This is a genomic window from Noviherbaspirillum massiliense JC206 (assembly GCF_000312045.1).
GTDB classification, from domain to species: domain Bacteria; phylum Pseudomonadota; class Gammaproteobacteria; order Burkholderiales; family Burkholderiaceae_D; genus Noviherbaspirillum; species Noviherbaspirillum massiliense.
Map to the genome: position 1 here is coordinate 631,539 of NZ_HE978634.1, position 15,349 is coordinate 646,887.

The following is a 15,349-nucleotide window of genomic DNA, read 5'->3' on the forward strand; positions in this document are numbered from 1 at the left end:
TGCCCGGCACTTGCCGTGCGCCTGAGTTTTGCGCCTTCACGGCATTGCAATCGAGGAATGCCATTCATGAATCTCATCCCTGAAATCAAGCCCGGCCAATCGGTCGAACTGCTCAAAGAACTGCACATCCTGACGCGCGACGGCAAACTGAACCAGGACAGCCGGCGCAAGCTGAAGCAGGTGTACCACCTCTATCAATTCATCGAACCGCTCCTGAAGGAAGTGCAGGCGGACCATCCGGACATCCAGCTGGTGGACCATGGCGCCGGCAAATCCTATCTCGGCTTCATCCTTTACGACCTGTTCTTCAAGCAGCTTGGCGGCGGCTCGCATATCTACGGCATCGAGACGCGCGACGAACTCGTCAAGAGGTCACAGGAGCTGGCAAAGAAACTGGATTTCCCCGGCATGTCCTTCCTCAAGCTGTCGGTTGCGGAATCAATTGAATCCCGGCTGCTGCCGGACAAGGTCGACGTAGTGACGGCCCTGCATGCCTGCGATACCGCCACCGACGATGCGATCCGCTTTGCCTTGAAAAAGCATGCACGCTTCATCGTGCTGGTCCCCTGCTGCCAGGCGGAAGTCGCTTCAGTGCTCAGGAAAAACAAGGGACAGGCCATCGCAAGGGATGCCTTGACCGAGATCTGGCGCCATCCCATCCACACCCGCGAATTCGGCAGCCAGGTCACCAACGTGCTGCGCTGCCTGCAACTGGAGGCGCATGGCTACCAGGTCACGGTGACGGAACTGGTCGGCTGGGAACACTCGATGAAAAATGAATTGATCGTCGCCAGCTACAAGGATCTTCCGCGCCGGCGGCCGCGCGAACGCCTGAACGAAGTCCTGAATGCGCTCGGGCTGGAAGAGCTGGAGCAGCGGTTTTTCGCAACGCCATGAGGCTGCTTGAAATACGCCCGCTGTGAACGCGGGAATGCAGCGCTGATGAGGCGCAGGCAAATCCGGCACTGCATCCGGCAGGCGCGTCACCGCGCAGGAGGCTCGGGGCAATAAAAAAAGGCAGGACGCTTCCTGCCTTTTTCAAACCGCGAACGCCGGATTACTTGCCGGTATTCGCAGCCTTGTCAGCTTGCGCATCTGCCTTGGCATCGGCCTTCTCGGCTTTTGCATCTGCCTTGGCCTTGGCTACCTGCGCATTCGCGTCGGCCTTTTTCTTTGCAGCCTTTGCCTTGGTTTTCTCGGTTTTTGCGTCGGCCTTTGCAGCAGTCTTGTGAGCCTTGGCATTGGCTTTCCTGGTGGTGCTGTTTGCCTTGTCATTGGAAGTGGCGGTTGCCGAAGAGGACTGGCCTGTCGTATTCGTGGTGCTGCCGGTGGAAGTCTGGGCATAGGCGGAAGCTGCGAATACGGTGGCAAGCAAAGCAGCAAACAACTTGTTCATGTCATTACCTTTCCAAGGAGTATGAATCGAGGTTGTGAATCAACAGTCCTTTGAAGGACCGTATCCCGTCAACGAGGGGCTGCAATATCTGGTTGACCCCTCGTCCTCCTGAAGATGTAAGAAAACGTATCCCTCTTGCGTGAGCTCAATCCGGCATGGAAGCGGAAAGCATGTTTTGCAATCAAGCTGGTTCACGGATCATGAGCGAAGGGCAAGAGTTGCGCGCAAATGTCGCTTGCAGGAACTAAAATCGCCTTTCCAAAAAATGGAGACGACATGAATTTCGATTGTGTGCCCAAGGCGTGGCTGCGGGCATTGCTGGCAGCTTTTCTGACATGCGCAATGCAGACGGCAGCGCGCGCCGACACGGATACCGGCATGCTCGAAGCGGCACAACAGGCACAGCCTGAAGTCATCAGGAGCCTGCAGCACATGGTGAGCATCGAATCGGGAAGCAATGATGCCGCCGGCTTGCAAAGCATGGCCGACTATGTGGAAATACGCTTGCGTGCGCTCGGTGCCAAAGTGGACAGGCGCAAGGGAACGACCGGCCCTGCAGAGATCATCACCGGCACATTCAGCGGCAGCGGCACCCGGCGCGTGATGTTGATGGGCCACATGGACACCGTTTATCCCGCGGGCACAATCAAGGATCAGCCATACCGCATCGAAGGCGGACGCATTTATGGGCCGGGCATTGCCGACGACAAGGGCGGTATAGCGCTCGTGCTGCATGCCTTGCAGATCCTGAAGGACGCAGGCTGGGGCGACTATGCGCAACTGACGGTGCTGTTCAATGGCGATGAAGAAATCGGCTCGCCGGGCTCCGGCCAGTTGATCGCCGCGCTCGCCGCGCAGCACGACTATGTCCTGTCCTGCGAACCGACGCCCACCCGACCGGAAGCTCTGCTGCTTGGCGCCAGCGGCACCGGTACGGTATGGATGGATGTGTGGGGCCGCGCCTCGCATGCCGGGGCGGCGCCGCAAATCGGGCGCAACGCGCTGGTCGAACTCGCGCACCAGTTGCTGCAGACCGAGGATATCGCGAGCTCGGTGCCGGGCACGCAATTGAACTGGACCATGGCAAAGGCCGGGCTGGTGCGCAACCAGATCCCCGAGCATGCCACGGCAATCGGCGACTTGCGCCTGGTCGATGCCGACGACTTCGAACGGATCGAGGCTGCCTTGCGCGAGCGCGTGCGCAACAAGCGGGTGCCGGGTACCGAAACGAGCATCAGGGTCGAGCGCGGACGGCCGCCTTTCGCGGCCGGTGCAGCTGCCCGCGCACTGGCTGCAAGGGCACAGGCCATCTATGCCGAGATCGACCGGCCGCTGGCATTGATCGAACAGACGGGCGCCGCAACCGACGCCGGCTTTGCCGGCAGTTCGGGCAAGGCCGCGGTTGTGGAATCCTTCGGCCTCGCCGGCAGCAGCTACCACGCGCGTGACGAGTACATCATGATCGATTCGATCGTGCCGCGCCTGTACCTGATGACGCGCCTGCTGCAGGACATCGGCCGCAGTCGATAGCGCAACCTGGTTTTCCCATTCTCCGGCGCGGCGCTTCCGCGCTTGGTTCAGCTCCTGCCCCGCGCTTCGCGGCGCGCCCGCATGTCATTTTGAAAAGATTCTGCAACTTTTTCCACTTGCGCCGGTCGCATGAGGTTAAGCATCGTGCTGTCCGGTTGCCGCGACATCCGCATCTCCACATCTGCCTTTTCTAGATCGATGCGCCGGCATTTCCAGACAAGTTTTCAAAGCGGAAATAAATGCGGAACTCTCTGCAAGCCTTATAAACAAAGGCTAAAATGCGATTACTGTATATAATCACAGTATAGAAAACTGCTGCAGATCGGGCGCCGTAAGGGTGCTGAAAACTCCGCCGACGGCATCCCGATCCGACAGATGCAATGCCTTGTGTGGCGAGTTTCAGGTTTTGAAAATGAGTACTGCTCAACTGTTTCTGGCGCACGCCGCCGTTCGCTCATCTTGGTCATCCGGGTCGTCACAACGATCCTGCATTCAACCGGCATAAGGAGATCAGCGATGTTTAAGGTAGGCACATGGGTAGGCGCCGGCCGCTGGCCGAACCAGCATGCGCATCCCGACCAATGGCACAAGCCGGTGCGCGGGCAGGTCATCGACTTCTGCGATGTCCGGGCCTGGGCCAATTCGGTTTATTTTCCGGAAGACGTGCCGCATGCCGGCGAAGTAATGGGCCTGGCGCTGCGACTCAAGGCGGAAGGCAAGCTCGACGACCTGACCCCGGTATGCTGGGATTTCATCACCCACCGGCGCATATTGTGGGAAAAGACCTCGAAGCTGCGTCCGTACGAAGACGATGTGCTATTGTGGCGCGCTGCCAAGGCCATGCGGCTGGATGAACTTGAACATCCGCGACGTCGCAAGCCACGCGACATCCGCGAATTCCTGCCGGAACAGCAAAAGCATCTGGCGCTGGTCTGACGCGCAACGCGTAAGCAGCTTGCAGCCAATTCTGAGCGCTCCGGAGCGGCGCATATGGCGCGCCGGGAAAGGTCTTGCGTCCATACGCATACGCGCCGGCAGTGAGTCCAACATATAACTAAATCCAATATCAGATATAACTAATCTAAAGCGGAAATTTATATCAGGCTTGGGTATAGTTCACCTGTCTCCTCCAACTCTCCTAGATTTGGATTTAGCCCGCAACCGAAAGGATCGCGGGCTTTTTTTTTGCCCCGGCGCGGGCGACTGCGCTACCGGCGCACGCAAATTTCCCTGGTCCCATTCCCCCTGCGCGCCGCACAAATCGTCTTATCATTACAGCTTCTTGGAAACGCCCGGTCCTGCCATGCGGCCGGCCGGAAGGAAAGGATTATGCGCATCCTGCTTGTGGAAGACGACAGCATGATTGGTGACAGCGTGCGGACCTCGCTGCGACAGGAGGGCTATGTCGTCGACTGGGTGCGCGATGGCAGGGCCGCGGAATCGGCCCTGGCGACAGAACACTTCGACCTGGTCCTGCTCGATCTCGGCCTGCCCGGCAAGAGCGGGATCGACATCCTGCAGGGCTTGCGCCGCCGGAAAATGAATACGCCGGTGATCGTGATCACCGCCCGGGACGGCGTCGAAGACCGGATCCGCGGTCTGGACGCGGGTGCGGACGATTATGTCATCAAGCCCTTCGACCTGGATGAACTCGCGGCCCGCATCCGTTCGGCCCTGCGCCGCAGTTCGGGCCACGCCGAACCGGAAATCGAAATCCATGGCGTGCGGGTCAACCCGACCACGCGGGAAGTGCTGCGGGAGGGCAGGCCGGTCGCGCTGTCGGCCAAGGAATACGCGATCGTCGAAGCCCTCATGCTGCGGCCCGGCGCCATCCTGTCGCGCCAGCAGCTCGAAGAACGCATGTACGGCTGGGGCGAGGAAATCGAAAGCAATGCAGTGGAAGTCTATATCCACGGCGTGCGCCGCAAGCTCGGCGCCGATTTCATCCAGAACGTGCGCGGCGTCGGCTATTTCATCCCCAAGCCGGAACAGGACTGATGGAATCGATCCGCATCCGCCTGTCGGTCTACCTGGTCGCCGCGGCCATCTTCACCGCCCTCGCGCTCGGCCTCATCACCTACCGGCAGACATTGAGGCAGAACGAGGAACTGTTCGATTACCAGTTGCGCCAGATGGCGCTGTCGCTGCGCGACCAGGGCTTCGTCGCCAATCCGCAGTCGCTGTACGGGCTGGAAGAGGAAGTGCCGGAAGTGGTGGTGCAGATCTGGACCCGCAACGGCGCCATCGTCTACCTGTCCCATCCCGGCAGCCCGCTGCCCGACCGCGCCACGCTCGGCTTTTCCGACATCGAGGCGGGCAACCGGCTGTGGCGCGTCTACGGCACCATTGCGCGCGACCGCATCATCCAGGTGGCACAGCCGGTGCAGCTGCGGCGCGACCTGGCGGCGGCGGCCGCCTTCCGCAGCCTCGCGCCGCTGCTGGCCTTCGCGCCCATCATGGCACTGCTGATCTGGCTGCTGGTGGACAGTTCCCTGTCTGCCGTCGAGCGGGTGGCCCGGGATGTGGCCAAGCGCGATGCGCGCGTACTGGATGCGATTTCGGAAGAGGGCGTGCCGAGCGAAATCGCGCCCCTGGTCGGCTCGCTCAATTCGCTGCTGGTACGTCTGCGGCGTGCCTTCGCCAGCCAGCGCGCCTTCGTCGCCGATGCGGCCCATGAGCTGCGCTCCCCGCTGACGGCACTCAAGCTGCAGCTGCAATTGCTCGGACGTGCGCCCGACGAGAACGCCAGGACGCAGGCGCTCGCGAAGCTGAATGAAGGCGTCGACCGCGCCACCCACCTGATCGAACAGCTGCTGACCGCGGCCCGCACCGACCCGAACGACACGAGTGCCGCGCTCCGGCAGACCGACCTGGCGGAACTGACACGGCAGGCAATCGCCGACGTATTTCCCTTTGCCCAGTCGCGCCATATCGGGATCGAGTTCGATGCGCCGGACCATGCCATGCTGCTGGCCGATCCCGGTTCCTTGCGCGTCCTGGTGCGCAACCTGCTGGACAATGCCATCCGCTACACGCCGGAGCGGGGGGCGGTGCATGCGGCGATCGCGGCGGACGATGTGCAACTGGCACTGGTCATCGAAGACTCCGGTCCCGGCATTCCGGAAGAAGAGCGCGAGCGCGTATTCGACCGCTTCTACCGCCGCGAGCAGGGCTACACCGGCGGCAGCGGACTGGGACTTGCGATCGTCAGAAACATCGCCGAGCAGCATGGCGCCGATGTGAAGCTCGATGCCTCGCCATTGGGCGGCCTCAAGGTCTCCATCCTGTTCGCCCGGGCGATGAATACCACGCCTCCCGCAGCTTAAGCCTGCTTTAAGTTTCCTTCCCTATGCTGTCTGCATGGAGAAATCTCACCCTCATGCATCGAGAAGGAAATGAAGATGAAACTCAAGTCTCTGACACTGGCGCTGATTGCCGCAGGTGCGGTGACGGCGGGGACCGCCAGCGCGGTCAACTGGAATCCATCGCAATGGTTCCAGGACAAATCCCATTCAGCTCCGGCGGATGCCCCGCCGACTGCACAGTCATCTGGCAATTCGGCCGCATCCGGCCCGATTGCACCGGCCACGGCACCGAACTACCGCGCCATCGTCCAGCGTTTCGGGCCGGCGGTTGTCGGCATCGATACCGAAGGCATCGCCAAGGCCGGCATGCAGGGCGCGCCCGATCTGTCCGACGATCCCTTTTTCAAGTTCTTCCGCGGCCTGCCGGGATTTGACAATCCGGTTCCGCGCGGCGGTGTGCCGGTCCATGGCAAAGGTTCCGGCTTCATCATCCGCAAGGATGGCCTGATCCTGACCAATGCTCACGTGGTACGCGATGCGGAAGAAGTGATGGTCAAGCTCAGCGACCGCCGCGAATTCAAGGCGAAGGTGCTGGGCAGCGATCCGGCGACCGATGTCGCGGTCCTGAAGATCGACGCCGACAATCTCCCGGTCGTCACGACCGGCAATCCGGCCCAGCTCGGCGTCGGCGACTATGTGCTGGCAATCGGCTCGCCCTTCGGGTTCGAGCAGAGCGCGACCGCAGGCATCGTCAGCGCCAAGGGACGCGCGCTGCCCGGCGATGGCTATGTGCCTTTCATCCAGACCGATGTGGCGGTCAATCCCGGCAATTCCGGCGGGCCGCTGTTCGACGCAAGCGGTGCGGTGGTCGGCATCAATTCGCAGATCTACAGCCAGACCGGCGGCTACCAGGGCGTGTCATTCGCCATCCCCATCGATGTCGCGCTGCATGTGAAAGACCAGATCGTCACGAACGGCAAGGTAATCCATCCGCGCCTTGGCGTGTCGATCCAGGAACTCAACCAGTCGCTGGCCGATTCATTCAAGCTCAAGCAGCCCAATGGCGCGCTGGTGGCGAGTGTCGCGCCGGGCAGCGCCGCCGCCAAGGCCGGACTGCAGCCGGGTGACGTGATCCTCAAGTACAACGGGCAGCCGATCAATACATCCGGCGACCTGCCGGCCCTGGTCGGCATGGGCAAACCGGGCGACAAGGCACAACTGGAAGTCTGGCGCGGCGGCAAGACGCTGGATGTGACGGCCACCCTGACCGCGGCCAAGGACAAGGCCGACTCTGATGAAGCCGGCAACAGCGCCACGCCGCGCGGCAAGCTCGGCGTGATGGTGCGGCCTCTGTCACCGGAAGAAAGATCCGAGGCGCATCTCGCCTCCGGCGTGGTGGTGGAACAAAGCGCCGGCGCGGCGGCACGTGCCGGCGTCGAACCGGGCGACGTGATCCTTGCGGTCAACGGTACGCCGGTCCGGAGTCCGGACCAGTTGCAGGAATTGATCGGCAAGCAGGACAAGCACCTGGCTCTGCTGATCCAGCGCGGCGAGACCAAGATCTTCGTGCCGGTGTCTCTCGGTTAAGCGGGGTCTGCCTGGCGCACGCAACTGTCGTGCGCCAGTGCGGTGATGGAAAACCTCCTGGTTGCCCTCCTGAGTCTTTCGGCTCGGAGGGCTTTTTTTCATGCCGGGAATTTTCCCGGCCCGCCGCTGCGCAGCAGGACAAGCCCGGGCACAGGCGCTGACCGCCGGACTTCATGGAATTTCTCCCGTCGACGCTGCAGGCCCTGCATGCCGGGAAGCAGCCGAAGCAAGCGCTGCGCGCCGAAAAGACGAAGCCCCCGCCCGGCAAGCCGGTACGGGGGCTTCGTCCATGCTGCAGCCCGGTACTACGCGGTGCACGCTTGGTGGCGTGCAGGCATGTCCTAAGGCTAGTTGCGCGTTGCGCTAGCTTCTCTCGAAATACACATGCTGGCCATTGTATTTGCGCCACTGCTCTTCGAGATGCGTCGCATCTTCGGCCGAACGCGGCTTCACGCCCAGCAGGATGCCGCCTTCCTTCAGGCCGTTCTCGTAGCGCTTGACACGCTCTTCCGGGATGCCCCAGCCGACCAGCGCGCCGATCAGGCCACCCGCTGCGCCGCCCGCGCCGGCACCCGCTGCTGCTGCTGCCAGCGGACCGGCAAGCACCATGCCGAGTCCCGGCAGGGCAATCGTCGTGCCGGCAGCGGTCAATGCCGCGAGAATGGCGCCCAGTGTGCCTCCCACCGCACCGCCTATGCCTGCGCCCTCGGCCGCCTTGCTGCCGAGTTCGGTGGTCGCCGCATCGTCGTCGTCCGGGAAATGCTTCTGGCGCGCTTCATGCGACATGACCAGGTTGACGTCATTGCGGTCATAGCCGCGATCGGACAGTACCCGGTAGGCCTGCTCGGCGCTGGGACGGTCGTAAAACAGGCCGGTCAGCACGCCGGAATTGTCTTTCGATACGGTATCCATGGTCCCGCCCTCCATCTAAAGTCCCCTGCAGCGCTCTCAAACAATGGGAAGGTGTCCGCTCACTTGCGGCGGCTCGGATCCTTGATGGCTTCCTTCACGTTGCCAGCCTGTTTCTGCACCGTGCCTGCCGCCTGCTTGGTGATGCCTTTTGCTTCCTGTGTCTTGCTGCCGGTCATTCTTCCTGCGGTTTGCTGCACCTTGCCGGCTGCATTTTTCACTGAGCCTTTCGCCTGGTCCTTGTTCATGACGGTCTCCTTGAACACGTTAATAAATAGGCACTTGCAATAATTGGAACGGAAAGCGCGGGCTTAGTTCCTGTGCAGGAAGGTTCATGTTCATTCCGCCTGCATTGCATGCCGGCGCCGACACTGAACTATTGCACCTGCCTTTGACCAAATTGATTTTCAGGCCCGGCGACCCGGCGCCATGACGCGACCGGAGCTGGCTTCCTTGCCCACCCGACATGCGCAGGAGAGGGCCGCCGGAACCGGTTCTTTCACGACGAAAGGATGGTCATCATGAATGCGCAGGAATCCCAGCTGCTGCAGGACTTTCTGTCCCAGCTCGTTCAGGTCCGGGGCGTCAACAAGGATCCGCAGGCCGACGCCATGATTGCGCGCGCCATGGCGCAGCAGCCGGACGCTCCCTATCTGCTGGTCCAGCGCGGGATATTGCTGGAACAGGCGCTCGATGCGGCAAAGGCACAGATTGCGCAGCTACAAAGCCAGCAGGAGACCGGGCGCGCTTCCGGCACCAGCTTCCTCGATCCTTCCAGCGCTGCCTGGGGACGCAGCGCCAACAGCAATGTGCAAAACGCGCCGGCGGCTGATGAACCTGTGATGGAGCGAAGCTACCGGCAGCCACCGCCCATGCCCGCGGCCCGTCCCGGCCTGTTCAATGCCGGCGGAGGCAGTTTCCTCGGAACGATGGCGGCAACCGCAGCAGGCGTGGCAGGAGGCGCATTCCTGTTCCATGGAATAGAAAGCCTGCTCGGCCACCACGGCACCGACGCCGCCCGGAATGAATCCCTCGCCAGCCTGCCGGCCCAGGATGTCGGCTCCAACGACTACGCCTTCGACAGCAGCAGGACCGAGGGTAATTTCGATGACCTGAACGACATCGGGCTCGACGACGGCGCGAGTGATGATCCCAACGAAATCTGACCCGAACCCAAAAAGAGGAACATGAATACCAGCAAAAAATCCCTTGCGCCAGCCGGGGGCGATTCGCAATCGGCGGCACGACAGGCTGAAGAGAAGGCGGTAGCACATCGCCCGAGCGGCGGCCTTGAAGACCAGAATCTCACCCGCCCGGCGCCGATCGACCGGCCGCCGCAGGACGTCGCCCGGGATGACGAGCCCGAGGGGCTGGCCGACCGGAACATCACCCGGCCCGCACCGCCGGATCCTCAGGACGGCAAGGGCCGGGGATAGCGGCTATTTGCGGGAAATCCAGGGACTGCCTTCGATGTAGAAGCGCAATTCCACCTCCGCCCAGTGCGCCGCGTAATCCACGCCGATGCGCGGACGGCTGACGATGCCGAAGGCTTCCGACTGGGGCGGCGCGGCAATGTAGAGATCCCTGCTCAGCAGGTCATGCCCGTTCATGCGCTTGTCGATGCCCATGGCGCGGCACAGCAGGCCCGGTCCCCTGGTATTGCCTTCGACGTTCGCCACCGGCTCCAGCGCGCGCAGCAGCACTGCGGCGCCGCTGCCTTCCGCTTCGGTCACCACGTTCATGCAGTGGTGCATGCCGTATATCAGGTAGACATAGGCATAGCCGGCCGGCCCGTACATGACCCTGGTGCGCGGCGTGAGGCCTTTGGAGGAATGCGAGGCGAGGTCGTGCGCGCCGACATAGGCTTCCACTTCGACGATCTTTCCCCTGCGTTCGATGCCATCGACGACATGCACCAAATGCTTGCCGAGCAGATCGCGCGCGACTTCGACCGTGCCACGCTCGTAAAACGAACGCGGCAGCTGTTCATGTTTTTTCATGGAGTGCGGACGGATTGTTGTTGATGTTTGTTCTGCGCGCCATCTTGCCTCAATGCTGCACCAGTTGCGGCGTCATCACCCGGGTCTCGTTCGCTAGAAAAGCCTGGAAGGTGTCGGCCGACACGGCGGAGCTGTAGTAATTGCCCTGGATTTCATTGCACCCGAAGGAGCGCAGGCGCTCCATCTGGGCCCTGGATTCCACGCCTTCGGCGATCACGCGCAGGTTGAGGCTGTGTGCCAGGTTGATGATGGCATAGGTGATGGATTCGCTGTCCACGTCGTGCAGCATGTCGGAGATGAAGGAGCGGTCGATCTTGATCTTGTCGATCGGAATCTGCTTAAGGTAGCTGAGGCTGGAGTAGCCAGTGCCGAAGTCGTCGATGCTGATGCCCACTCCGGCATCGCGCAGCCGCATCGCCAGTTCGGCCACCAGCGGTGCGCGGCGCATGATCGAGCTCTCGGTGATTTCGAGTTCGAGGTAGGCCGGCTCGAGACGGGTTTCCTTCAGGACGCTAGTCACCAGGGTGGCAAACTCCTTTTGCTGGAATTGCAGGGGTGAGACATTCACCGCGACCGGGACCGGGCGCAAGCCCTGCAGCTGCCAGGTCCGGCATTGCCTGCATGCCTCGCGCAGTACCCATTCGCCTATCTTCGAAATCAGTCCGCGCTCTTCCGCGACCGGGATGAATTCCACCGGCGACAGGAAGTCGCGGTCGCCGTGGCGCCAGCGCAGCAGCGCTTCCGCGCCGATCAGATGCCCATCCTGCGCATCGATCTGCGGCTGGTACCAGAGCGACAGCTCGCCATGTTCGATCGCATGTCGCAATTGCCGTTCGATCATCAGCCCGCGCACGATCTGGTGATTGAGTTCCTGCGTGAAGAACTGGTAGTTGTTGCGGCCCTGGCTCTTGGCCTGGTACAGCGCCGAGTCGGCATAGCGTATGAGGTCGTGCGGCTCGAGCCCGTCGTCCGGATGCACGCTGATGCCGATGCTGATCGAGGTATGGACCTGGTGCTCCTGCAGCGCGAAAGGCTTCGCGATGGCGGCAAGGATTTTTTCCGCCACGGCAACCGCCTGTTCGCTGCGGTCGATATCCGGCAGGACGATCAGGAATTCATCGCCGCCGATGCGCGCCACCGTATCTTCCCCGCGCACGCATTGCAGCAGCCGCTCGGCGATCGAGCGCAGCAGCTGGTCGCCGACGTGATGGCCGAGCGAGTCGTTCACATTCTTGAAATTGTCGAGGTCCATATACAGGACCGCGACCTTCTTGTGGCTGCGCATCGCCATCTGTATGGCTTGCTTCAGACGGTCGGTCAGCAGGGCCCGGTTCGGCAGCGACGTCACGTTGTCGTAATAGGCCAGTTCCTGAACCTGCTGTTCCGCTTGCTTGCGCTGCGTGATGTCGGTAGTGACACCGTCGATGCGCAAGGGAAAGCCATGTCCATCCACCACCAGGTTGCTTCTGCAGTGCGTCCAGATCTCCTTGCCGTCCTTGCGGAACATGCGGAATTCATGTTCCTCGGAAGGATGTTCGCGACTGAGCCCGCGCAGCGACCTCTCGATTTCCGGCCAGTCTTCCGGGTGTATGGCGCCAAACAGCAGCTGCGGCTTGCTCATGCATTCGGCGACGGAATACCCGAGCATCCTCTCGACTGAACGGTTGATGTAATTGACGCGGGACAAATCGGTCGAAAACGACCACACCACGTCCAGGATGGATTCCAGGATGGCATTGAGCCTTTCCTGGCTTTTCCTGAGCGCTGCTTCCGCCTGCTTGCGTTCGCTGATGTCGCGGCAGATCAGGTGGATGAAGCGCCTGCCATCGAGCTCGAAGTTGCGCGCGCTGACTTCCACTGGAACCACCGCCCCGTCCGCGTGCTGCTGGGAGACTTCAAACACGGCTGCGCCCTGGCGATCCAGCGAGGACAAAGTTTCCTGCAGGCGGCTTCTGCAGAAGGGCAGGAACAGGGTTTCGAGCGGCTGCCCGACCACCTCATCCCGTTCATGCTGTACGGCCTGCAGAGCCTTGTCGTTGATATTGATGATGTGGCCCCGGGCATCGGCCAGGATGATCATGTCGTTCGCATACCGGGATAGGTAGCTGTACTGGCGCTGCAAGAGCTTCTTGTCGGACTCCGCCTGCACGGCCTGCAAGCGGTAGTCGCTCTCTGCCTTTTTCCACCACAGGAACAGCGTGATTCCAGCCAGCGCGAGAAGGCCCGCGATGGCGGTGGCCACCATCCACGCCAGGCGGTCCAGGTTGGCCCGGATGGAAGCCTGGTCGATCATTGCCACCAGATACCACGGCACGTTGCCGATCCTGCGCACGACAGAAAGCGCTTTCCTGTCCGTGCCGGTTTTGAGTACAAGCGGGGAGGTCGGCGTCTGCAGTGCCGCCAGAAAATCTTCCACGCTGATAGGGAGCACATCCATGAAGCGGAAATTCGCCGAGCGGGTGCTGTCTGAAATGGCAGCCACTTGCCGGTCGCGGATTTCCACCAGCAATGCTGCAGAGGCATCGAGCAAGGACAGCGACTGGATGTTGGGGTCGAGGTGCAGGTCGGCGTTCGCCCTCAGGATAAGGGCGAATGGCGCCTCTCCTTCCCGCTCCGGCGTGGTGTACAGCGGCGCCACGATATCGACCACGCGTTCTTCTTCTGTCGCTCCTGGCAGGGAATAAATATCGGATACCTCTATCGACCCGGTATCCAGTGCCTGCCTCGCTGCCTGCCTGGCTACCGGATTGCCTGGCATGCCGGTAGCCTGTGTTGAAATCCAGGTACCCCCTCGGGCGCTGATGATGGCGGCGTCCCGGTAACCATAGGCCTTGCGGATGATCTGGAGTTGGTCCAGCAGTTCGCGCCTGACCGGATCGTTCCATGGTTCGCCCCGCTTCACCCAGGCATCCATGGTCTCGCCGAGAAACCGGCCGCTGCTGAATATCTCCGCATCGCTCAGCCTCTCGTTCACCCATGCGGAAACGGCGGAAGCCTGAATGTCGGCAATCTGGTTCAGGTTATTGCGTGCCTGCTGTTCTTCGTCTGCCACCAGACGCTGGTAGGTTTCGATTCCGATTGCCAGTGTCGCCAGCGCCAGCAAGACAAACAGGCCGACGGCAAGACGCGAATGCCGCCGGCTCTTGCTGATATTGTCCCTGGAGAACTTGAGCATCTTGGAAGCGCCTCACGCGGCATGGGTATTCAGGATCAACTGCGTTGCGCCAATGGTGTGAAACCGGACGGCGAATCCCCATGGCATCGCAATGGAATATGACCATGGCTTTGATCCGGCGTTCTGGCCGGTTATTACCTTGATGGAATTACGCATCCCGCATACGGGCCGTGTGGCGGCCGGCTGGATGGGCGAGAGGGGCAGATGCGGGGAGGGTAGATGGAAAAGCGGGACCGGCAGAATCGCATCCCTCAGCCCATGGCGGGGCAGGGAGGACTCTGCCGTTATTTTCCGTACAGACTCAGCTGAGCTGAGTTGCGTATTGCTCCAGATGGAAATCGGTGCTGCCGAACTGCAGCTCGATCGCCATCAGGCGCTTGAAGTAATGACTGACGTCGAGCTCGTCGGTCACGCCCATGCCGCCATGCAGTTGCACCGCCTGCTGGCCGACAAAGCGGCAGGCCTGGCCGATGACGACTTTCGCTGCCGACAGGGCGCGCTGACGTGCGGCAGGATCGGCATCGGTGCAGCGTACTGCCGCCAGATAGCTCATCGAACGTGCCTGCTCGATATGCAGCACCATGTCTGCCATGCGATGCTGCAGCGCCTGGAATTTGCCGATCGGCACGCCGAACTGCTTGCGGTTGCGCGCATATTCCACGGTCGCGGCGAGCAGCTTGTCGAGCGCGCCGACCGCTTCCGCGCAGACTGCGGCAATGCCGGTATCGAGGATTTCACCGAGACGGGCTTCGACATCGGCATCGGCATCGAGCAGGGCGCTGGCCGGAACGAAGACCTGGTTCAGCCAGACATCGCCGGCGCGCACGCCGTCCACCGTCTTGTAAGCCACCTGACGCAGGCCCGGCGCATCGGGCGCCACCTCGAACACCGCGAGGCGTCCCGGTTCGCCGGCCTTGCCGATGTGCGCCGTCACCAGCAGCACGTCGGCGGACGGGCCATGCACGACCACGTTCTTGTGTCCGGTCAGAACAAAGCCGTTGCCAACCGGCCAGGCGCGCGTCTCGACCCGCAGGCGGTCGAAGCGGCTGGCGGGTTCGTCATGCGCCAGTACCGCGATCTTTTCACCGCCAGCCAGGGCCGGCAGCAGGCGCGCGCGCTGCTCGCCATTGCCGAGCAGGGCAATGGTTTTCGTCGCCAGCACCGCGCTGGCGAGATAGGGTTCCAGCAGCAAGCCTTCGCCGATCGCGTTCATCGCCAGCATGGTGTCGATCGCGCTGCCGCCGAGGCCGCCGTCTTCTTCCGGCACGTTCAGTGCCAGCAGGCCGATGTCGGCCAGTCCCTGCCAGGCCTTGCGGCTGAAGCCTTCCTGCGACTGCTCCCTGATGTGGCGGCGGGTTTCGAAATCGTAATCCTTGGCCACGAAGCGGCGGGTCGTGTCCAGCAGCATCTGCTGCTCTTCGCTGAAAGTGAAATCCATACTCGTGCT

General features: G+C 62.0%; 14 protein-coding genes. 8 read left to right on the forward strand and 6 right to left on the reverse strand.

Annotated elements, in window-relative coordinates; genetic code table 11:
• Positions 1 to 57: 57 nt before the first annotated feature.
• Positions 58 to 897, forward strand: coding sequence for a class I SAM-dependent methyltransferase (locus HGHM_RS03185; RefSeq protein ID WP_019140057.1), 840 nt, complete (start codon positions 58 to 60; stop codon positions 895 to 897).
• A gap of 160 nt (positions 898 to 1,057) precedes the next feature.
• On the opposite strand, the gene HGHM_RS20475 is transcribed toward HGHM_RS03185, so the two are convergent.
• Positions 1,058 to 1,396, reverse strand: a complete 339-nt coding sequence (locus tag HGHM_RS20475) for a hypothetical protein (protein ID WP_019140058.1) — start codon at positions 1,394 to 1,396, stop codon at positions 1,058 to 1,060.
• 276 nt (positions 1,397 to 1,672) lie between these two features.
• Here HGHM_RS20475 and HGHM_RS03195 point away from each other — a divergent pair, with 276 nt between their 5' ends.
• The 5 genes from HGHM_RS03195 to HGHM_RS03215 all read left to right on the forward strand — a co-directional run bounded on the left by HGHM_RS03195 (position 1,673) and on the right by HGHM_RS03215 (position 7,818).
• Positions 1,673 to 2,926 (forward strand): M20/M25/M40 family metallo-hydrolase, encoded by a 1,254-nt coding sequence (locus HGHM_RS03195; RefSeq protein WP_019140059.1) that lies wholly within the window; start codon positions 1,673 to 1,675, stop codon positions 2,924 to 2,926.
• Positions 2,927 to 3,442: 516 nt separating this feature from the next.
• Positions 3,443 to 3,862: a hypothetical protein gene (locus HGHM_RS20480; RefSeq protein WP_019140060.1), complete on the forward strand. Its 420-nt coding sequence runs from the start codon at positions 3,443 to 3,445 to the stop codon at positions 3,860 to 3,862.
• 393 nt (positions 3,863 to 4,255) lie between these two features.
• Positions 4,256 to 4,924 carry a response regulator gene (locus HGHM_RS03205; RefSeq protein ID WP_019140061.1) on the forward strand — a complete coding sequence of 223 codons (669 nt, stop codon included), beginning with the start codon at positions 4,256 to 4,258 and terminating at the stop codon, positions 4,922 to 4,924.
• Positions 4,924 to 6,252, forward strand: coding sequence for an ATP-binding protein (locus HGHM_RS03210; RefSeq protein WP_019140062.1), 1,329 nt, complete (start codon positions 4,924 to 4,926; stop codon positions 6,250 to 6,252). Before HGHM_RS03205 ends, HGHM_RS03210 begins: the two co-directional genes overlap by 1 nt.
• Before the next feature lie 69 nt (positions 6,253 to 6,321).
• Entirely contained in the window at positions 6,322 to 7,818 is a 1,497-nt protein-coding gene (locus HGHM_RS03215) for a DegQ family serine endoprotease (RefSeq protein ID WP_019140063.1), read from the forward strand.
• Between the two features lie 363 nt (positions 7,819 to 8,181).
• Here the strand turns inward: HGHM_RS03215 and HGHM_RS03220 are convergent, their stop codons facing one another.
• Together HGHM_RS03220 and HGHM_RS03225 are read right to left on the reverse strand one after the other, a co-directional pair.
• Positions 8,182 to 8,730 carry a hypothetical protein gene (locus HGHM_RS03220; RefSeq protein WP_034348674.1) on the reverse strand — a complete coding sequence of 183 codons (549 nt, stop codon included), beginning with the start codon at positions 8,728 to 8,730 and terminating at the stop codon, positions 8,182 to 8,184.
• A 59-nt stretch (positions 8,731 to 8,789) separates the two neighbouring features.
• Entirely contained in the window at positions 8,790 to 8,975 is a 186-nt protein-coding gene (locus tag HGHM_RS03225; protein ID WP_026075658.1) for a CsbD family protein, read from the reverse strand.
• A 273-nt stretch (positions 8,976 to 9,248) separates the two neighbouring features.
• Here HGHM_RS03225 and HGHM_RS03235 point away from each other — a divergent pair, with 273 nt between their 5' ends.
• Complete coding sequence (locus HGHM_RS03235; protein ID WP_026075659.1) at positions 9,249 to 9,893, forward strand: DUF2076 domain-containing protein; 645 nt, start codon at positions 9,249 to 9,251, stop codon at positions 9,891 to 9,893.
• Positions 9,894 to 9,914: 21 nt separating this feature from the next.
• On the forward strand, positions 9,915 to 10,163 hold the full coding sequence (locus HGHM_RS03240) for a hypothetical protein (protein WP_019140068.1): 249 nt from the start codon (positions 9,915 to 9,917) through the stop codon (positions 10,161 to 10,163).
• A 3-nt stretch (positions 10,164 to 10,166) separates the two neighbouring features.
• On the opposite strand, the gene HGHM_RS03245 is transcribed toward HGHM_RS03240, so the two are convergent.
• From HGHM_RS03245 to HGHM_RS03255, 3 genes are all read right to left on the reverse strand, one after another.
• Positions 10,167 to 10,727, reverse strand: a complete 561-nt coding sequence (locus HGHM_RS03245; protein ID WP_019140069.1) for a DNA-3-methyladenine glycosylase — start codon at positions 10,725 to 10,727, stop codon at positions 10,167 to 10,169.
• Positions 10,728 to 10,776: 49 nt separating this feature from the next.
• Positions 10,777 to 13,902, reverse strand: a complete 3,126-nt coding sequence (locus HGHM_RS22125) for a bifunctional diguanylate cyclase/phosphodiesterase (RefSeq protein WP_019140070.1) — start codon at positions 13,900 to 13,902, stop codon at positions 10,777 to 10,779.
• 301 nt (positions 13,903 to 14,203) lie between these two features.
• Positions 14,204 to 15,340, reverse strand: coding sequence for an acyl-CoA dehydrogenase family protein (locus HGHM_RS03255; RefSeq protein WP_019140071.1), 1,137 nt, complete (start codon positions 15,338 to 15,340; stop codon positions 14,204 to 14,206).
• Positions 15,341 to 15,349: the final 9 nt, after the last annotated feature.